10 protein-coding genes are annotated in these 19,969 nt (G+C 40.6%); 8 read left to right on the forward strand and 2 right to left on the reverse strand.

Annotated features, from left to right (window positions below; translation table 11 throughout):
* Positions 1-250: IS630 transposase-related protein (locus F8R90_RS33835; protein WP_442946745.1), on the reverse strand; the 250-nt coding region annotated here is incomplete at its 3' end.
* A gap of 391 nt (positions 251-641) precedes the next feature.
* Between F8R90_RS33835 and F8R90_RS12060 the strand changes: the two genes are divergently transcribed.
* Positions 642-1,730, forward strand: a complete 1,089-nt coding sequence (locus tag F8R90_RS12060) for an ATP-dependent 6-phosphofructokinase (protein ID WP_196510926.1) — start codon at positions 642-644, stop codon at positions 1,728-1,730.
* Positions 1,731-1,915: 185 nt separating this feature from the next.
* Here the strand turns inward: F8R90_RS12060 and F8R90_RS12065 are convergent, their stop codons facing one another.
* Positions 1,916-2,311 (reverse strand): response regulator, encoded by a 396-nt coding sequence (locus F8R90_RS12065; protein ID WP_196510927.1) that lies wholly within the window; start codon positions 2,309-2,311, stop codon positions 1,916-1,918.
* A gap of 590 nt (positions 2,312-2,901) precedes the next feature.
* On the opposite strand from F8R90_RS12065, the gene F8R90_RS12070 reads away from it, so the two are divergent.
* From F8R90_RS12070 to F8R90_RS12100, 7 genes are all read left to right on the forward strand, one after another.
* Complete coding sequence (locus tag F8R90_RS12070; protein WP_230966270.1) at positions 2,902-3,351, forward strand: ATPase domain-containing protein; 450 nt, start codon at positions 2,902-2,904, stop codon at positions 3,349-3,351.
* Positions 3,352-3,487: 136 nt separating this feature from the next.
* Positions 3,488-6,415 carry a PAS domain S-box protein gene (locus F8R90_RS12075; protein WP_196510928.1) on the forward strand — a complete coding sequence of 976 codons (2,928 nt, stop codon included), beginning with the start codon at positions 3,488-3,490 and terminating at the stop codon, positions 6,413-6,415.
* 179 nt (positions 6,416-6,594) lie between these two features.
* Positions 6,595-9,057, forward strand: coding sequence for a phosphoenolpyruvate synthase (ppsA, locus tag F8R90_RS12080; protein WP_196510929.1), 2,463 nt, complete (start codon positions 6,595-6,597; stop codon positions 9,055-9,057).
* A gap of 361 nt (positions 9,058-9,418) precedes the next feature.
* Positions 9,419-9,574 (forward strand): hypothetical protein, encoded by a 156-nt coding sequence (locus tag F8R90_RS12085; protein WP_196510930.1) that lies wholly within the window; start codon positions 9,419-9,421, stop codon positions 9,572-9,574.
* A gap of 307 nt (positions 9,575-9,881) precedes the next feature.
* Positions 9,882-11,645 (forward strand): ShlB/FhaC/HecB family hemolysin secretion/activation protein, encoded by a 1,764-nt coding sequence (locus F8R90_RS12090; protein WP_230966271.1) that lies wholly within the window; start codon positions 9,882-9,884, stop codon positions 11,643-11,645.
* A 342-nt stretch (positions 11,646-11,987) separates the two neighbouring features.
* Positions 11,988-16,001, forward strand: coding sequence for a two-partner secretion domain-containing protein (locus tag F8R90_RS12095; protein WP_196510932.1), 4,014 nt, complete (start codon positions 11,988-11,990; stop codon positions 15,999-16,001).
* A gap of 158 nt (positions 16,002-16,159) precedes the next feature.
* On the forward strand, positions 16,160-19,801 hold the full coding sequence (locus F8R90_RS12100) for a two-partner secretion domain-containing protein (protein ID WP_196510933.1): 3,642 nt from the start codon (positions 16,160-16,162) through the stop codon (positions 19,799-19,801).
* Positions 19,802-19,969: the final 168 nt, after the last annotated feature.

The raw sequence follows: 19,969 nt of genomic DNA on the forward strand, positions 1-19,969 counted from the left end.
CTATTAATGTTGCATCTGGATATGATTCAACTAATTCTCTCAACTCTATATCTGCATTTGTTAAATGACTAAATTGCGGCTTTCCTCGCGGCTTAGATTGTAAATTTCCTTCAAGTTTTTGTTGTTTTACCAGCTTTTGCACTAAACTCTTTGACACGGAAAATATGTTAGCTACTTTCCTGATTGAGATGTTTTTCTCAAGATGTGCTGCAACTATTTTTTCTCGTAGATCGACAGAATATGACTTCATTTAAAAGTATTTATATTTTAATCTAGTGTACCTCATAATAGACGCAAGTGCTGTAACTGTTGACTGATGACTGTTAACCGTCATCAGTATGCACGTGTTATCCCATCCCTTTTTAGGGGTGGGATGAGCTTAACACAACGCCTCTAATATCATTTGAATTTGATCGCTATTTGTTGGATTACCGTACTTCCAGTAACTTTTGTCACACAAGCAGGTTGGAGTTTATTACTGCTAGCAGCATAATATCTAAGTTAGAGCCTCACAACTTCCTCAGATTTTTGGCTTAATCTCAACATATAGCCGAAACAGGGTTTAAAAGTGAGGCAGAGGACAGTATTAGTTATGCCTCCTCTCCTCTGCCTCCTTCCTTTGTTGTTGAGGTGTGATGACCATGCAAAAACGACTTGGTATTCTTACTAGTGGTGGCGACTGTCCTGGACTCAATGCTGTAATTCGGGCAGTTGTAAACCACGCCACTCTTACCTATGACTGGCAGGTAGTGGGTATTCCTTATGCGACTAGAGGGCTTTTAGAGAGAAAAGCGATTCCTCTGAGCATACATGGTCTAGACCTACGTGGTATTGACCCCTTGTTGAATATGGGAGGCACGATTCTGGGTAGTATCAACAAAGGGGATACTCTAGCTCATGTTGACGAGATTGTTGCTGGTTATCATGCTTTAGAACTAGATGCCTTAATTGGTATTGGTGGAGATGGCAGTTTAGCAATTCTCAACCAACTACAAAGCAAAGGAAATTGGCAGTTCGTTGCCATTCCAAAAACAATTGATAATGATGTAGGCAAAACAGAAAGAGTAGTTGGGTTTGATACTGCGGTCAACACGATTGTAGATGCCCTAAATCGTTTGACATTTACAGCTGCTAGTCACGATCGCGTGATGATTGTCGAAGTCATGGGACGGAAAGCAGGTCACTTAGCATTACAATCTGGCATTGCAGGCGGTGCAGATGTGATTTTGATTCCTGAAATTCCCTACACAATTAAAGGTGTGTGCGAACATTTGGCAGAATTACGCGATCGCTGGGGACGCAGATTTGCAATTGTAGTCGTGGCGGAAGGCGCTCAAATAGCAGCTGATTCATCTAGCCATCCATCCTCTGAAAAGCCATCCTGTGGCATGGGTCAATATATTGCTGATGAAATTCGCCGTTGCAGTAACGATCAAATTGATATTCGGGTTTCCGTTTTGGGACACATCCAACGAGGTGGTATTCCTTCAGCTTTAGACCGTTTGATAGCAACCGCTTTTGGTAAAGCTGCTGTGGATTTATTAGCTGATGGGCAATCTGCACAGATGGTAGCTTGGCAAAATGGACAAGTTGTAGCAGTTCCTTTAGAGGCAGTCTTGGCTTGCAGTCCATGTCTTGTAGATCCCAATAATTTTTTAGTGCAAACGGCGCGATCGCTCAGTACTTATATTGGCAACATTACTCACAGCGATTGTCAAAACACAATTTAATGTCACTTTGTAAAAAATCAAGTTCAAAATTGTCTGACACTGAAAATTAGCAAGGGTTTTACATCCATATAAATAGCCATCTCAAAGTTAATGGAATAATTTATGTAGAGTATACATGGACTAATTTCCAGTTTTTTCTTTCTCCAAAACTGTAGTCTACATTTTGATAATTTTCTAAATGTAGTTTAGTTTAACAGATTGGTAACTTGATTCCAATTAAGAATCTTACAGATGTCATTAACTAAATCTAGGGGTAGACAAGGCTTAGTAATTACTCCTGCCACTCCTAAATCCCTCAACTGCTGTTTTTCATCAGATTGAGCTTTAGCAGTCAGCATAATAGTAGGAATATCACAGGTTGCAACAGTTGCCTGTAGTTGCTTAAAAGTAGTTGGCCCATCCATCTCAGGCATCATTACATCTAGTAAAATGGCATCAGGATGCTCAGATTCTGCAATTTCTATTCCCTCGCTACCTGAAGATGCTGTTAGTATATCCCAGCCAGCCACTGACTCTAACGAGATTTGAACAATTTCCCGCACACTATCTTCATCATCTATAACTAATAATCGCTTTGTCATATTCAATACTTCTCCTTGAGCTACAGATTTATCAATCAAAACCCTAGTATTTATTAACAAACTTTATTTTGATTGTGACTTTAAGTAAGATGACAGAAAAATTTTATTAACACCCTGACAACAAGATAATAACCAATAATTGTGAAGATTTTGTGAGTAGGCAAAAATTTAAAAAATACAATGTAACATGCAAAAAAATATCTCACAACTCAATATTCCTCCAATTTGCCAATTAGGAACAGGAGGTTAATCAAGATGAGGATTTTTTACTGAAAATGAATTGATTTAGAACAATTTGATAGCAATACAGAAATTGTGTTAGATATTTATTACAGGATTTTGGGGCAGCACTACAGTCACGTCTGAGTTAACAAGGCAGCTTTTTCAAAGATGATAATTATTTTCAATTACAACTATTTCACATAATCCATTGCTTTTGTCAAAGGAATACACTTCTTCACAAAATCCTCACAAACTTTCTATAAATTAGTATAAGCAAATAGAAATGAGATAGTTTTTAGAGTTAGTTTTTCTTGGAAATACTAGTCCCTACTATTGTGATTACTCTCAAGTAAGCATTTAGGTTAGATATGAATAAAGAAAAAATTGATCCACAACTGAAACCTACAATGCTTGCCAAATGCCCAACCGGAATACAAGGCTTAGATGAAATTACTTATGGAGGGTTGCCGCAAGGAAGACCAGTATTACTTTGTGGTAGAGCAGGTTGTGGCAAAACACTGATGGCAATGGAATTTTTGGTACGGGGTGCTACCTTATTTGATGAACCAGGCGTATTTATGGCGTTTGAAGAAACTGCTGAAGAGTTAACACAAAATGTTGTTTCCTTCGGGTGGGATGTAGCGGAATTAATCAAAGAAAAAAAATTAGTAATTGACCATGTTCAAGTTGAGCGCAGTCAGATTGAAGAAACAGGCGAATATGACCTAGAAGCATTATTTATTAGATTAGGCTACGAAATTGATGCGATCGCAGCTAACAAGTTGTTGAATATTCGTGCAAGAAGTCTAATGAATTGAGTGCATCATACAATTAATTACGTAGCCTGCTTCTTACCGGAGGAGAGTATTACGTAGACACGTTGGCGAAGCCTCTCGTAGAGAAGCAGCTTGCCACAGGCTATTACGAATTACGAATTTGTTTAGGGTGATTGCAGTGAAAACACATCAAGAACTTGAACTAGAAAATATAGCTCTACGTAATCGAATACAAGTTTTAGAAGAGACTTTTAGAGCTATCAGAATAGGTGAGGTAGATGCTTTAGTTATATCTAGCGCTCAAGAAGAACGAATTTTCACTTTGCAAGATGCTGATTATCCTTACCGTGCTTTTTTGCAACAGATGCATGAAGGCGCTGTGACTATAGATAATCATGGAACAATTCTTTACTGTAATCATCCTTTAGCGGTAATGCTCAAAAAGCCACTAGAGAAAGTAATCGGTTCTAACTTTGAGGATTACATAGCGCCACAAGAAAAACAGGTATTTCAAGCATTATTTCAGCAAGCAAAACAGGAATTTTGTCGAGGTGAGGTTTACTTAATTGCTGAAGATGAAACTCAGATACCTGTTTATTTGTCTTTCAAGGCATTGCAAATTGACGATGTAGTAGTAGTTACTTGCATAGTAGTAACCGACTTAACTGAGCAAAAACGTAATGCAGAAATTGTGGCGGCTGAAAGACTAGCAAATTCTATTCTGGAACAAGCAGCCGAAGCAATCATTGTATGTGACCAAAATTGGCAAATTATTCGCGCAAATCAAGCAGCACAGCAACTGTGTGGTAAGAATCCATTATTTCAAAAATTTGATTTGTCGTTTCCACTGCAATGTAATTATTGTAGTGGCTATCAAAAAATAGAAGAGTGTTTGTTTATTGATAAATTACCAAATTGCCAGCAAAAACAAGAAGTATTTTCACTATCTAGCTTGCTGCAAGGTCAATGTTTTCAAGGTGTAGAAGTATTCTTAACCCGCGAAGATGGTAGCGAATTTAATTTATTGTTGAGTGCTACTCCATTATTAAATTTAGACAAGCAAATTATTGGTGCTGTAGTAACGCTAACGAATATTACAGAGCGCAAACAGACAGAAGAAAAAATAGCACAGATGATAATCCGCGAACAAGCTGCTTGTGCAGAAGCGGAAGCAAGCAAAAATCGTTTATTTAATATATTAGAGAGTATTAGTGATGCTTTTATAGCTATCGATGCTAATTGGTGCTATACATACGTTAATCAAAAAGCAGCAGAAATTTTTGGCAGAGAACCAAAGGATTTAATTGGTAAAAATATTTGGCAAGAATGTACCGAAGAATTTCGTCAGCATTCTTATGAAGCTTATTTACAGGCCTTCACTGAGCAAAAGTTTATTCAGCTAGAAGAATATTATCCATCGAGCGATCGCTGGTTTAAAAATTGCATTTATCCTTCTTTGGAAGGCGTATCAGTTTTTTTAAAAGAAATAACTAAAGAAAAACAGACTGAGATTGCTTTGCAAGAAAGTGAAGAACATTTAAGGTTAGCTTTAGAAGCTTCTCAGATGGGAACTTGGGATTGGAATCTTTTGACTAACCATCTCAAATGGTCAAGTCGTCAAGAGCAATTATTTGGTATAACTCCGGGTACGTTTGTAGGTAAATATGAAGCTTTTCTCGCCTGCCTCCACCCTGAGGATAGAAAAGCAGTGAATCGAAAAGTAATGGATTCCAAAGACAATAAATCTGAATATTATGTAGAATACAGAGTAATTTGGACTGACGGTAGCATTCACTGGATTGCGGCTAAAGGAAAATGTATCTATGACGACGAAGGTACAGCAATACGAATGCTTGGTACTTGTTTGGATATAACCCAACGCAAGGAAGTAGAAGTAATTTTACAACAATCAAAGGCAGAGTTAGAAATAAGAGTTGCCAAGCGCACTGCTGAATTATCTCAAGCAAATGCACACTTGCATAAATTCATCAATATTTTGACATTAACGATTAACCAACAGATAAAAATTAAAGCTCAACTACGTGAAGCAGAACGCCGTTGGCGCAGCTTATTAGAAAACGTGCAGTTGTTAGTTATCGGACTGGATAATACAGGTAAAGTTGAATACGTTAATCCTTTCTTTTTAGAATTGAGTGGGTATACCGAGGAAGAAATTTTAGGTAAAGAGTGGATTGCCAATTTTATCCCGCAGTATCAGCAAGATAATATACAAAAGGTTTTTGTAGAAACGTTAGAGCAAGAATTACATTCTCACTACCAGAACCAAATTATTACTAAATCTAGAGAAGAACGCGTAATTGCCTGGAACAATACGCTACTACAAGATTCACAAGGCATAAGAGTAGGTACTATGAGCATTGGTGAAGATATCACTCAACGCTATGCATTAGAAAAAATCAAGAGTGAGTTCATCTCAGTTGTTAGTCACGAATTACGTACCCCCATGACTTCAATCCAAGGAGGTTTAAGCTTATTGAAAACTGGTTTGGTAAAACTTGATTCTGAACAGGGTAAACGCATCATTCAAATTGTGTCAGACAGTTCTGAACGCTTAGTCAGACTAGTAAATGATATTTTAGATTTAGAAAGATTACAATCTGGAAAAATTACTTTAAATAAACAACAAATTAATGCTGCTGACTTATTAATAGAAGCTACAGAATTAATGCAATTAATGGCTAATAATGCTGGAATAATTTTGTCAGTTTTACCTCAAGATATTGAATTAAAAGTTGACAAGGATCGGATTATTCAGGTACTAACAAATTTACTAAGTAATGCAATTAAGTTTTCACCTAAAGAATCTAATGTATTAATATCAGTAGAAGAAATCAAAGGAAAAGATGGTCAAACTTCGGATGTGTTGTTTAAGGTACGAGACGAAGGTAGAGGAATTCCTCCTAACAAATTAGAATCTATTTTTGAGCGATTTCATCAAGTGGATGCTTCCGATTCTCGCAAACAAGGTGGAACAGGTTTAGGTCTAGCTATTTGTCGCAATATAATAGAGCAACACAACGGGCAAATCTGGGTTGAAAGTAAAATAGGATTAGGTAGTATTTTTTACTTGAAACTACCTTTATAAGATAAAATTCCAAAACCCCAAATGAAATAAAATTTTCTAAATTACGTAGCTTGCTTATCGCCGGAGGTGAGTATTACGAATTAGCTACACCTTCACAAGTTCCTCAAATAATCTTTTTATAACTATAAGTATGAGACGAATATAACCCTCGTGATTAGCTTGATAAAAGGAAATTTTCCATGCCAGAAGCACTAATTAATCAACAAACTACTCATCAATTTTCCCAAGACAAAGCCTTGGTATTACCTTTAAACCAAGTTGGAATTGCAGATATACCTTTAGTAGGTGGCAAGAATGCTTCTTTGGGGGAAATGATTCAGCAGCTTGTACCCAAAGGCATCAAGATTCCCACAGGTTTTGCTACTACAGCTTACGCTTATCATTATTTTATCTCTTCAGCAGGTTTGGAACCTAAATTACGGCAATTGTTTGCAGATTTAAATATAGAAGATGTGAACAATCTCCATTCTATTGGAAAGCAAGTACGAGCTTTAATGCTGCAAACTCCATTTCCACTAGAATTGCAACAAGCAATTACCCAAGCTTATCAAGACCTTGAAGAACAATATGGCACTAATACCGATGTCGCAGTCCGTTCTAGCGCCACAGCAGAAGATTTACCTGATGCTAGCTTTGCCGGACAGCAAGAAACCTACCTGAATGTCCACGGGTTGCAAGGTGTACTAGAAGCTTGTCACAAGTGCTTTGCCTCAATCTATACTGACCGTGCTATTTCCTACCGTGAACTCAAAGGGTTTGACCACTTTAGCATAGCCCTCTCGGTAGGCGTACAAAAAATGGTGCGTTCTGACCTAGCAACATCTGGGGTGATGTTCTCAATTGATACTGAGACAGGTTTTCATGATGTAGCACTAATTACTGCCGCTTATGGTTTGGGAGAAAATGTAGTACAGGGAGCAGTCAATCCTGATGAGTATTTAGTATTTAAACCTACCCTAAAGCAGGGATATCGCCCAATTTTAGAAAAACGCTTGGGTACAAAAGAAATCAAGATGATCTACGATACTGGTGGATCGAAATTGACTAAAAATATTTCTGTTGCGCCGTGCGATCGCCTAAAATATGCCCTTACTGATGAAGAAATTTTACAATTAGCCCAAGCTTGCTGCCTGATTGAAGAACATTACTCACAAGTCCGTGGTGTCTACACACCAATGGATATTGAGTGGGCTAAAGACGGGATTACCAATGAACTTTTTATCGTGCAGGCGCGTCCCGAAACAGTACAGTCTCAAAAATCAAAAAATGTTCTCCGCACTTATCAATTACAACAAAAAGGTGAAGTGTTGAGTACAGGGCGGAGTGTGGGTGAGATGATTGGCCAAGGTAAAGCCAGAGTGATTCTGGATGTGCATCAAATTAACCAGTTTCAACCTGGAGAAGTGCTAGTCACAAATCGTACTGATCCCGACTGGGAACCAATTATGAAACGCGCTAGTGCAATTATCACTAACCAAGGTGGACGTACTTGCCATAGTGCAATTATTGCTAGAGAAATAGGTATTCCGGCAATAGTTGGTTGTGGTAATGCCACCGCCGTATTGAAAACAGGACAAGAAATTACCGTTTCTTGTGCAGAAGGTGAAACTGGGAAGGTTTACCAAGGTTTGTTGCCATATAAAGTCAAAGAATTAGCATTGGAAAATTTGCCCCAGACTCGTACCAAAATTATGATGAATGTGGGCAATCCAGAAGAAGCATTGAGTTTTGCCGCTATCCCTAATGATGGAGTAGGATTAGCGCGAATGGAATTTATTATTGCTAATCATATTAAGACACATCCACTAGCATTAATTCACTTTCATGAATTAGAAGATCAGTTGGCTAAATCTAAGATTGCCGAATTAACTGCCCAATACGAAGATAAAGCTGCATACTTTATCGATAAACTAGCTCAAGGTATTGGCACGATCGCAGCTGCTTTTTATCCCAAACCTGTGATTGTGCGCCTATCAGACTTCAAGACTAACGAATATGCTAACCTTTTAGGTGGCAAACAGTTTGAACCCCAAGAAGAAAACCCGATGCTGGGGTGGCGTGGTGCTTCTCGCTACTACGATGAACGCTACCGTGAAGGCTTCGCTTTAGAATGTCTAGCGATGAAAAATGTGCGCGATCGCATGGGTTTAACTAATGTAATTTTAATGGTGCCATTTTGTCGCACTCCCGAAGAAGGTCAGCGCGTGCTATCAGAGATGGCGAAGCATGGTTTGGTGCGGGGAGAAAACAGTTTACAGGTTTATGTGATGTGCGAGTTACCGAGTAATGTGCAATTGGCCGATGAGTTTTGTGAAATCTTTGATGGATTCTCAATTGGCTCTAATGACCTGACACAATTGACATTAGGAGTAGATAGAGATTCGGAATTAGTAGCGCATTTATTTGATGAACGCAATGAAGCTGTGAAGCGGATGATTGCCAAGGTCATAGCCACAGTTAAAAAGCACGGGCGCACAATAGGAATTTGTGGGCAAGCGCCCAGTGACTATCCAGAATTTGCTAAATTTCTGGTTCAGGAAGGTATTGATTCTATCAGTCTTAATCCTGACTCCGTAATGAAAACTCTTTTAGAAATAGCAAGTACGGAAGAAGGTAGTTACAGTCAGATAATTGAATCATAGTTATCTCATAAGCCTGATTTTTTGATTGCTCTTTTGCGTGGCGTAATCATCCTAATTGCTTACTGTTTCAAGTTTGTTTCTGTTTATTCTCACTTGCTCGTAATCAAAAAGGGAATAATAATCCTGTCCTCCTCAAGGTGGATGAAACTTCGCCACATTTTTATAATCTTAAGAAAATATCCTGTTTTATGGAATTTATTTGAATCATAAAGATTGTCATCAATAGATTGGGCAATTGGTAGAGCTTTTGAATATGACTGTGCCAAATATTGTTGTCACTTTCCTTGATTAGTTACGTTTATATAGCGGTTCCCATTCAGATGGGGTACAACATTACATCACGAGGTGTAGGGGCACGGCAGTGCCCATTGGTGTCAACTTAAGCAAAAAGCCTTTTCAAATCTCGTTTCCAGCCTCTGGGCTGGAAATGCAACTCAAAAGCGGCTCTGCCGCCAGGACGGCATTCCCAGTCGGAGACTGGGAACGAGACAAGAGTCAATCTCTAAAAGCTTGTTAGAGACTGGCTTTTACGTTAAGTTGACACCAATAGGCAGTGCCGTGCCCCTACGGGTGTACTCAGCTTCTATTTCGTCATTGCTTCGCCTATTTAGCTTTCTTATTTATAAGTAGTAAATAAATCTTACTCAAGCTTTTTAAGCTAAGTGCAAGCACTTTTAGATAATCAAATATTTAGAGAAATATCGACGATAAGGTTAAGTTTTAGCCATAACTTAATTCCTACCTACAACCCTATCTTAAAAAACTGGCTTATGCTGTTGAAAAACATCTTACAGAAAGTTCGGTTATTTATTATAGTCACCACTATGAGCGTTGGTAGCAGTAGTATTTCTGTTGCTAGTCCAACAAAAACTTGGCAAGCAATAAACGTACAGGCAAAAAACACTTCATCACCCCATTACTTGACCACACCACCAATTTATACAAACGAAAACAACTTTGTATTAACTCAAATACCATCACCAGTTAGACCGACAATCCCTGAACCACCAAAAATACCAGCACCATTGCCAAACGAAAATTTATTGCAAACACCATCTCCCAGTTCACCTACGCCTCAAACTCCCCCCGAAATTCCAGAGAAGATTGTAATTGAGCGGTTTGAATTTATCGGCAATACTGCTTTTAGTAATGAAGAATTAGCTAAAGCAACTGGGCAATTTCTAGGCAAGCCCATTACCTTTACAGAATTACTACAAGTAGAGGCAATTATCAGTCGATTGTATACCGACGCTGGTTATATAAATTCTGGTGCAGTAATTCCAGCCCAGCAACGTTTTACAAAAGACCAAGCTGTTGTCAAAGTTCAAATTGTGGAAGGCGGCTTAGAAGATATTCAGGTGACAGGCACAAGTCGCTTGAACCCAGGATACATTAAAAGCCGGTTAGCGATCGCAGCCCGCAAACCTTTAAATCGCGATCGCTTGCTGCAAGCCATACAATTATTACAACTCGACCCTCTAATTCAAAATATTTCCGCTGAACTATCTGCGGGGACAAGTCCAGAGTTAAGCCTCCTGAAAGTGACTGTCAAGGAGGCTGATTCTTTAGAGGGAGAATTTTTTGTTGATAATGGTCGCGCCCCCAGTGTAGGTAGCATTCGCCGGGGATTGCGATTGAGTGAAGGAAATTTACTCGGTTTCGGGGATAAACTCAGAGCGACTTACAGTAATACTGATGGTAGTAATTCATACGATATTAGCTACACAGTCCCCATTAATCCCCACAATGGTACAGTGCAATTAACATATGGTGCAAGCAACACTCAGGTAGTTGAACCACCTTTTGACCGCCTCGATATCCTGGGTAATTCTGAATCTTTTGAACTAACCCTACGTCAGCCTTTATTGCAAACTCCCAGACAAGAATTTGCTCTAGGTTTGACTTTTTCGCAACAACAAAGCAAAACATCTCTGTTGGGATTAGATTTTCCCATTTCCCCAGGTGCTGATGATAATGGCAGAACTCGCATTTCTGCATTGCGGTTTTTTCAAGAATGGACGAGTCGCAATTCCACAGAAGTATTTGCCTTACGTTCACAATTCAATCTAGGGATAGGTGCGTTTAACGCCACAATTAACGATGAGCCGCCAGACAGTCGTTTTTTTTATTGGCGGGGACAAGGACAGTATGTCAGACTTCTGGCTCCAGAGACATTGTTAGTGCTACGCTCAGATTTACAATTGACAACACGCCAACTTGTACCTTTAGAACAATTTGCGATCGGAGGCTTAGGGAGTGTCCGGGGTTATCGCCAAGATTTGCTACTAACTGACAACGGCGCTTTCTTATCTGCTGAGATGCAATTACCAATTTTACGGGTACCGGAAGTCCAGGGAATTTTACACCTGACTCCATTTGTTGACTTTGGCATTGGTTGGAATAGTTCCGCAAACTCTGAGCTAGATTCTAATACCTTGCTATCAACAGGGTTAGGCTTGCAGTGGCAAATGTCAGACTGGTTAAATATGCGCCTTGACTGGGGGTTACCATTGATTGATGTTGATGGAAGTAACAATTCATTACAAGAAAATGGACTGTCTTTTTCTGTCAATATCAAGTCGTTTTAATTAAGTTATTTTAATCAAAAAACACTTTGTTGAGAGACGTTATTAAGGTAAGGAAAAACAAGATTTGGAGATTAATCTCTATCAAAAGGAACAGAAGTGGGATGAGACTAAAGAATGATGGAGGAGATATAGATATTACTTACTGTACAGATGTACGATGCGTAAGTGTTCAATCTTGTTATTTGAGTTGTGGGGAAAAATTCTCATTGGCAGTGAATATCTGACTGATTGGATGTTTTTATTTAGATAACTAAACTTTCAATCTCAGCATTAATCAACCTTCTGTGAAATAGTTGAAATTTACCATCGCCTTCCTAACTAATATTCCAGAGGTTGGAGAGTATGCAAGGACTGAGGCGATCGCTCTTTCTCATCAGCTTACCTTTAGCTACCTTAGGGTGTCTTGCTTCTATGGACACCGCCAAAGGGCAGATAATTCCTGATAAGAGTCTCGGTACTGAACAGTCAGTTGTCAACTCGAATGCCAACACCGATCTAATTGATGGCGGTGCGCGTCGGGGGGCAAACCTTTTTCATAGTTTTCAGGAATTTAATGTTGGTCAAGAAGGAAAAGCCTATTTTTCCAATCCGGCTGGAATTGACAACATTCTCAGTCGGGTTACAGGGGGAAAACCTTCCAATATATTCGGAACGCTTGGTGTTGAAGACGGCAACGCCAATCTATTTTTCATCAATCCTAATGGGATTTTCTTTGGGTCAGATGCGCGTTTAGATATGCGCGGTTCATTCTTGGCGAGTACAGCAAACAGTTTATTGTTTGATGGTGGGTTGGAATTTAGCACTACCAACCCGCAAGCACCACCCATGCTGGCGATTAATATTCCCATTGGTTTGCGGTTTCGGGATAATCCAGGGAGGATCACTAACCGGTCTGTAGCTGATGATGTGGGGCTTCAGGTGGATTCAGGGAAAAGTTTATCTCTTGTAGGTGGGGACATTAGTTTAGATGAAGGAAGATTGACCGCAGCCGGAGGACAAGTCAACTTAGGGGGTTTAGCAGGGAAAGGAATAGTTGGTTTTAACAGTGATGGTAGCTTGAGTTTTCCTGATGGTGTGACACGAAGCGATGTATCACTCACTAATGATGCGTTGGTTAATGTAATTGCTGAAAATGGGGGCAATATTAATATTAAAGCTCAAAACCTGGAGCTTTTAGAAGGAAGCTCGCTTTGGGCTGGGGTAGAACAAGAATTGGAAACCTTTAGTGAGCAAGCAGGCAAGATTGAAATTGATGCTACAGATAAAGTGACAATTCAAGGGTCAATAGCCTTCATTAGCCCAGAAAATTTTGCAGATGAGCTAAAAAAACCAGGTTGGCAGATAACTCCCGGTGGAAAGGGGAATATTGGTCATGAGGCTCAGTTGATACTGGAGTATTATGAAGCCTTCTTTGGTTATGCTAGACCCAACGTAGGAGGTAATAGAGCAGAGGTAAATATTAAGGCGCGATCGCTATCCTTATCCAACAATGCTCTAATAGATACCTCAACCCTTCTACAAGGGAATGCAGGCAATATAAGTATTGATGCTTCTTCATTATCCTTATCCAACAATGCTCTAATAAATACTTCGTCGACGACCGGACAAGGGAATGCTGGAGATATTCAACTTAAAGCTACTGATTCTATTGTTATAAATGGTGGCTCCAACTTGCAAGCTGTTACCAGTGGGTCAGAAAATGCAGGCAATATAAGTATTGATGCTTCTTCATTATCCTTATCCAACAATGCTCTAATAAATACTTCGTCGACGACCGGACAAGGGAATGCTGGAGATATTCAACTTAAAGCTACTGATTCTATTGTTATAAATGGTGGCTCCAACTTGCAAGCTGTTACCAGTGGGTCAGAAAATGCAGGCAATATAAGTATTGATGCTTCTTCATTATCCTTATCCAACAATGCTCAAATAGATACTTCGACGACCGGACAAGGGAATGCTGGAGATATTCAACTTAAAGCTACTGATTCTATTGTTATCAATGATGGCTCCAACTTGCAAGCTAATACATCTGGATCTGGAAAAGCAGGCAATATAAGTATTGATGCTTCTAATGCAAATGTCTCTTTGAGGAATGGCATAATCTTAAGCGATGTGAACAGTGATGCAACTGGAAGGGGGGGCAAAATAGAGCTAGTCATAAAATCACTAGATGTGAAGGATGGTGCTCAAATATCTGCAAGTACTTCTGGAAAGAGCGATGCAGGTAGTGTAACAATTAATGCTACTGATACCGTATCTTTTGATGGTGTAGATAACCAAGGCGATCCCAGCGCAGTTTTCAGTAATGTACAAACAGGAGGTGAGGGCAAAAGTGGACATATTAGCATCACTACAAAGTCACTCTCTTTAAAAAATGGAGGACAACTGAACACGTTTATCCGCGAAGCAAAAAGCACAACCCCAGATGACAATAATAATGCCGGAAATATCAAGCTCAAAGTTGACGATGCAGTTGAGATTATAGGGGTGGCAGAGATGAGTAATAAACGTCTCCCTAGTGGCATCTTCACCAGTGTCGGATCGGGCGCTACAGGTAATGGTGGCAGTATTAAGATGGATATTGGCTCCCTCTCAGTAAGAGATGGCGCTCAAATATCTGCCAGTACTGCTGGAAAGGGCAACGCAGGCAGTATGACGATTACAGCCAAAAATACCGTATCTTTTGATGGTGTAGAGAACCAAGGCTATCCCAGCGCTGCTTTCAGTACTGTAGAAGCTGGAGGTGAAGGCAATGGCGGAGACATCAATATTACTGCTAGGTCACTGTCGTTAACCAATGGGGGACAACTGAATACCTTTATCCGTGCTGGTGGAGGCAAAGCCCCTGATGACCCTGATAACAATGTTAAAGCTGGAGATGTCAAGCTCAAAGTTGATGATGATATCCAAATTGTGGGAGTGGGTAATGATCGCTTCCCTAGTGGCATCTCCAGCAAAGTGGAACCTAAAGCTAGAGGCAATGCTGGCAATATTGATATTGATATAAAGATTGGGTCGCTGTCAGTCAGGGACGGCGCTCAAATATCTGCCAGTACGGCTGGAACAGGAGATGCAGGCAGTGTGACGATTAAAGCCAAAGATACTGTATCTTTTGATGGTGTGCATAATGACTCCACCAGTGCTGTCTTCAGTACCGTAGAAGCAGGAGGTAAAGGCCAAGGCGGAGATATCAATATTACTGCTAGGTCACTATCGTTGACCAATGGGGGACAACTGAATACCTTTATCCGTGGTGGTGCTGATGGAGGCAAAGTCCCTGATGGCAAGACTAAAGCCGGAGATGTCAAACTCAAAGTTGATGATATCCAAATTGTGGGAGTGGGTAATGATCGCTTCGACAGTGGTATCTTCAGCACTGTCGAAGAGGGGGGCAATGGCAATGGTGGCAATATAGATATTGGTACCGAGAAGATCGGGTCACTTTTGATGAGTGATAAAGCTCAAATATCTTCTAGCACAAAGGGGCAAGGAAATGCAGGCAACATTAAGCTCAAAATCAATTCCCTGTCTTTAAATAATGGCTCTCAAATAAGTACTGATAGCGATAAGAATAACTTCCAAGCAGGCAATATAAAAATCACAACTGATCAAGACATCTGGCTAGACAATAAGGCATCCATCAGTGCTAATACACGAGGTGGACAAGGTAATATTACTCTAGACTCCCGCGATTTAATCTTGCGCCGCAACAGCAACATCGCTACCAACGCCAGAGGCTCTGCAACTGGTGGCAACATTAATATCAACACCAACAACTTAGTAGCTTTTGAAAATAGTGATATCACAGCCAATGCAGAAGAAAGCTTTGGTGGGAAGGCAGACATCTATGCTAAAGGTAAATTTGGCACTCAATCCCGTAAGCTACCAACTCCAAAGAGTGACATAACTGCTTCTTCTGAACGGGGGCCGAAATTCAGTGGCGAAGTAACACTCAATATCTCAAATGTTGACCCCAGTCATGGGTTAGTTAAATTGCCAAAGAATGCCGTTGATTCCACTGAGCAAATTGCCCAAAATCCTTGTCAACGGGGTGTAGGTAGCAAATTTATCATCACTGGACGCGGTGGTTTACCACCTAGCCCCAATGACGCAACTAGCAGTGACGCTGTGCGAGTCGATTTAGTCGAGCCTGCACTTGCGGAAAGCAGGGGAGTAGGGGAGCAGAGGCGCAGAGGCGCAGAGGAGAAAACTAAATCTTCAGTTTCTAAAGCAATTGTGCCTGCCCAAGGATGGATATTCGACAAAAATGGTGAGGTGATGCTCACAGCTTATGACCCTACAGGCACAGGTTCTCAACGTCCTCTCAGTCCAGATTCTTGCCTAGTGCCTTGAAGTAATTCGTAATTGGTAATTCGTAATACTCTGCGGTAAGTAAGCTACATAATTAAGATTTGTCAGATTTTATCTAAATTTCCAGAGTTGCTTCTGTAGCCTGATTTTGATTTTTTAGTCTATTAAGCTCTAGAAAATATTGACAAGGAAGGCAGAATATGAATTTTAAACTGTCTAACCTATTTCAGAGATTACAAAATCTAGCCAAACGATCGCATAAAATCAGCAAATGGCGATCGCTCTTTTTCATCACCTTACCCCTGTCCACATTGGGGTATCTTGCTTCCATAGACACGGCCAAAGGGCAGATAATTCCTGATAATAGTCTTGGTGCTGAAAGGTCAGTAGTCAACTCGAATGCCAAAACTGACCGAATTAATGGCGGTGCGCGTCGGGGAGCGAACCTTTTTCATAGTTTTCGGGAATTTAATGTTGGTCAAGAAGGAAAAGCCTATTTTTCCAATCCGGCTGGAATTGACAACATTCTCAGTCGGGTTACAGGGGGAAGACCTTCCAATATATTCGGAACGCTTGGTGTTGAAGACGGCAACGCCAATCTATTTTTCATCAATCCTAATGGGATTTTCTTTGGGTCAGATGCGCGTCTAGATATGCGCGGTTCATTCTTGGCTAGTACAGCGAACAGTTTATTGTTTGATAGTGGGTTGGAGTTTAGCGCCATCAACCCGCAAGTACCACCCATGTTGGCGATTAATATTCCCATTGGCTTGCAGTTTCGGGATAATCCAGCAAGTATCACCAATCGATTTGTAGCCGATGCCGATAATGTAGGGCTTCAGGTAACGTCAGGGAAAACTTTATCTCTTGTAGGTGGAGACATTAGTTTAAATAGGGGAAGATTGACAGGATCAGGAGGACAAGTTGCTTTAGGAGGTTTGGCAGCAGCAGGAATAGTTGGTCTGAAAAGTGATGGTAGCTTGAGTTTTCCTGATGGTGTAGCGCGAGGCAATGTATCACTGACCAATGGCACTCAGATAGATGTTACTGCTGGAGGGGGAGGTAGTGTTAACATCTACGCTCAAAATTTAGAGCTAACAGGAGGAAGTTCCCTTTCGGCAGGGATAAAATCAGGTTTGGAAGTAATTGGCGCACAGGCAGGCAATATTGAAATAGATACGACAGATAAAGTGATAATTCAGGGAGAAGCTAATTCCTTTAGTCAAATTAGTAATACAGTAGGTTTGGCATCATCAGGAAATGCGGGAGATGTACTAATAAATACACATTCCCTTGAAGGAAAAGGGAATTTTGTGATTGGTTCATCCACTTTTGGAAAAGGGGATGCTGGAAGAGTGACTATTACAGCTAGGGATTTTTTGTCCTTGGACGCAGGCAGAAAAGGTAGCGGAGTAGTCAGTGCTGTAGCACCATCAGCCATAGGGAGTGCAGATGACATTGTGATCAATGCGCGATCGCTTTCTTTATCTAATAACGCTCAAATAGCTACATCGACACTTGGAAAAGGGAATGCTGGGAATATTCAAGTTAACCTAACAGACTCGATCTTTTTAAGCAGTGGCTCAAATCTGCAAGCAATTACTGCTGGATCAGGGAATGCAGGAAACATAGTTATTCAAGCCAAGGATGCAACTGTTTCTTTTGATGGAATAGGAACTGCGGTCAGCACCTCTGTATTTGGCAAAGGAGAAATACAAGGATTTCAGTTTGTAGGTACTGGACAGAGTGCTGACATTACAATCAATGCACGTACACTGTCTCTTACTAATGGCGCTAAATTATTTACTGATACTTTTAGACAAGCAGAAACTCAGGGATTTTCTAATGCTGGCAATATTCAGGTAAATGTTTCAGATTCTGTTGCCCTCGGTGGTGGTTCAGAACTAAGCTCTAGTACAAGTGGACAAGGAAATGCAGGTAGCATCTTGGTACAAGCTAAAGATTTAATTTCGCTAGAGAATAGTAATATCTTTAGTAAGGCGAATATTGGAGCAATAGGGAATGGAGGTGACATTAGTATTCAAGCTAGGTCACTCAATATGAAAGATGGCTCTTACATACAAACAGACACCTCTGCAACACAGAATACTGAGGGAAAATTAAGCCAAGCTGGAACTGTAACATTGGACATTGATGACGCAGTAACCCTTGATCGCAGCGATATTCACAGTAATTTAGAACATGAAGCAAAAGGACAGGGTGGGGAGGTGAAGATTCAAGCAGGCTCACTGTCTTTACGCAATGGCTCTCAAATTCAAACCATCGTTCGTGGAGCCAAAGATGGACAACCTGCTGGTCGTGGCAATGCAGGCAAGGTGAATATTGATGTCCGTGATGCACTGACAATTTCTGGTGTTACTAATGATGTGAATCGAAATCCCAGTAGCATTCGCAGTGTTTTAGGTGAGGGAGCGATTGGTAAAGGTGGTGATATCAATATCAAAACAGGGATGCTCTCCTTAAGCGATCGCGCTGAACTAACTGCTAACACTTTTGGAACCGGAGATGCAGGAAACATATTTGTGCAAGCCAAAGATTCCGTCTCACTAACAGGTAGTGAGACTGCCATCTACAGCGATGTGAAAAACACTGGAGTTGGCAATGCTGGCGTAATTGAGATTAAAGCTCGATCACTGAGCATGAGAGATAGGGCAAGCCTAAATTCCAGCACTTCTTCACAACAACAGGATACGACTGGACAACCAAGCCGTGCTGGCATGATTTCATTGCAGGCTGATGATGGAATCAATCTAGAAAATAGCAGTTATATCTTCAACAATGTAGAAAGTGGAGCAGTAGGACAGGGTGGTGAAGTTAAGATTAAAACTGGTTCACTGTCGTTACTTAATGGTTCTCAAATTCAAACCATAGTTCGTGGAGCATACGATAACCAGCTTCCTGGAAAAGGTAATGCTGGCAACATAAACATTCAGGCCAGTAAAGACGTTATCTTTGATGGTTTTTCTAATACAGACTTAGCAGGAAAACAAGATATTTTCTTTAGTGGAATCACCAGTGATGTGGAGTCTGGTGTAAAAGGCAATGCTGGCAATATAGAAATCACAACACCTAAAGATATTCGTCTAGATAACAAGGCATCTATTAGAGCTAATACTTCTGGGGGTAAAGGCAATATTATTCTAAACTCTCGTGATTTAATCTTGCGCCGCAACAGCAACATTACCACCAATGCCACAGGCTCTGCAACTGGTGGCAATATCACCATTAAGACTGAAAGCTTAGTTGCTGTTCCAACAGAAGACAGTAATATTAGTGCTGATGCTGAAGAAAGTTTTGGGGGAAGAGTAAGCATCAATGCTCAAGGTATATTTGGCATCAAGTTTCGGAAGCAACCAACATTAGAGAGTGATATTACTTCCTCTTCTGAACGGGGGCTAGAATTCAGTGGTGAAGTCAAACTCAACCTCTCAAATGTTGATCCCAGTCATGGTTTAGTTGAATTGCCCAAGAATGTTGTTGATCCCACTGAGCAAATTGCCCAAAATCCCTGTCAACGGGGTTTAAACAGTAAGTTTATCATTACTGGACGAGGTGGCGTACCACCTAGCCCCAATGAAGCTACTAGCAGTGATGCTGTGCGAGTTGATTTAGTCGAGCCTGCACCTGGGGGAAGTGGAGGCGCAGGGGAGCAGAGGCGCAGGGAGACAGAGCAGAAAACTAAATCTTCAGTTGTCAAACCCATTGTGCCTGCCCAAGGATGGATATTCGACAAGAATGGTGAGGTGATGCTTACAGCATACGACCCTACAGGTACGGGTTCGCAACGTCTCCTTAATTCAGATGTCTGTCCAGTACCTTGAATTAATTCGTAATTCGTAATTAAACGTGGTGTGCAACGTTCTTTTAAACCTAACCCCCAACCCCTTCCCTACAGGGGAAGTGGAACAAGAGTCAAAGCCTCTACCCGTCGCGGGGAGAGGTTTGGAGAGGGGTTAAGCCAAAGTCTAGGGGTTAAGCCAAAGTCTGGA

Source organism: Nostoc sp. NZL, from assembly GCF_015714705.1.
Classification (GTDB): Bacteria; Cyanobacteriota; Cyanobacteriia; order Cyanobacteriales; family Nostocaceae; genus Nostoc; species Nostoc foliaceum_A.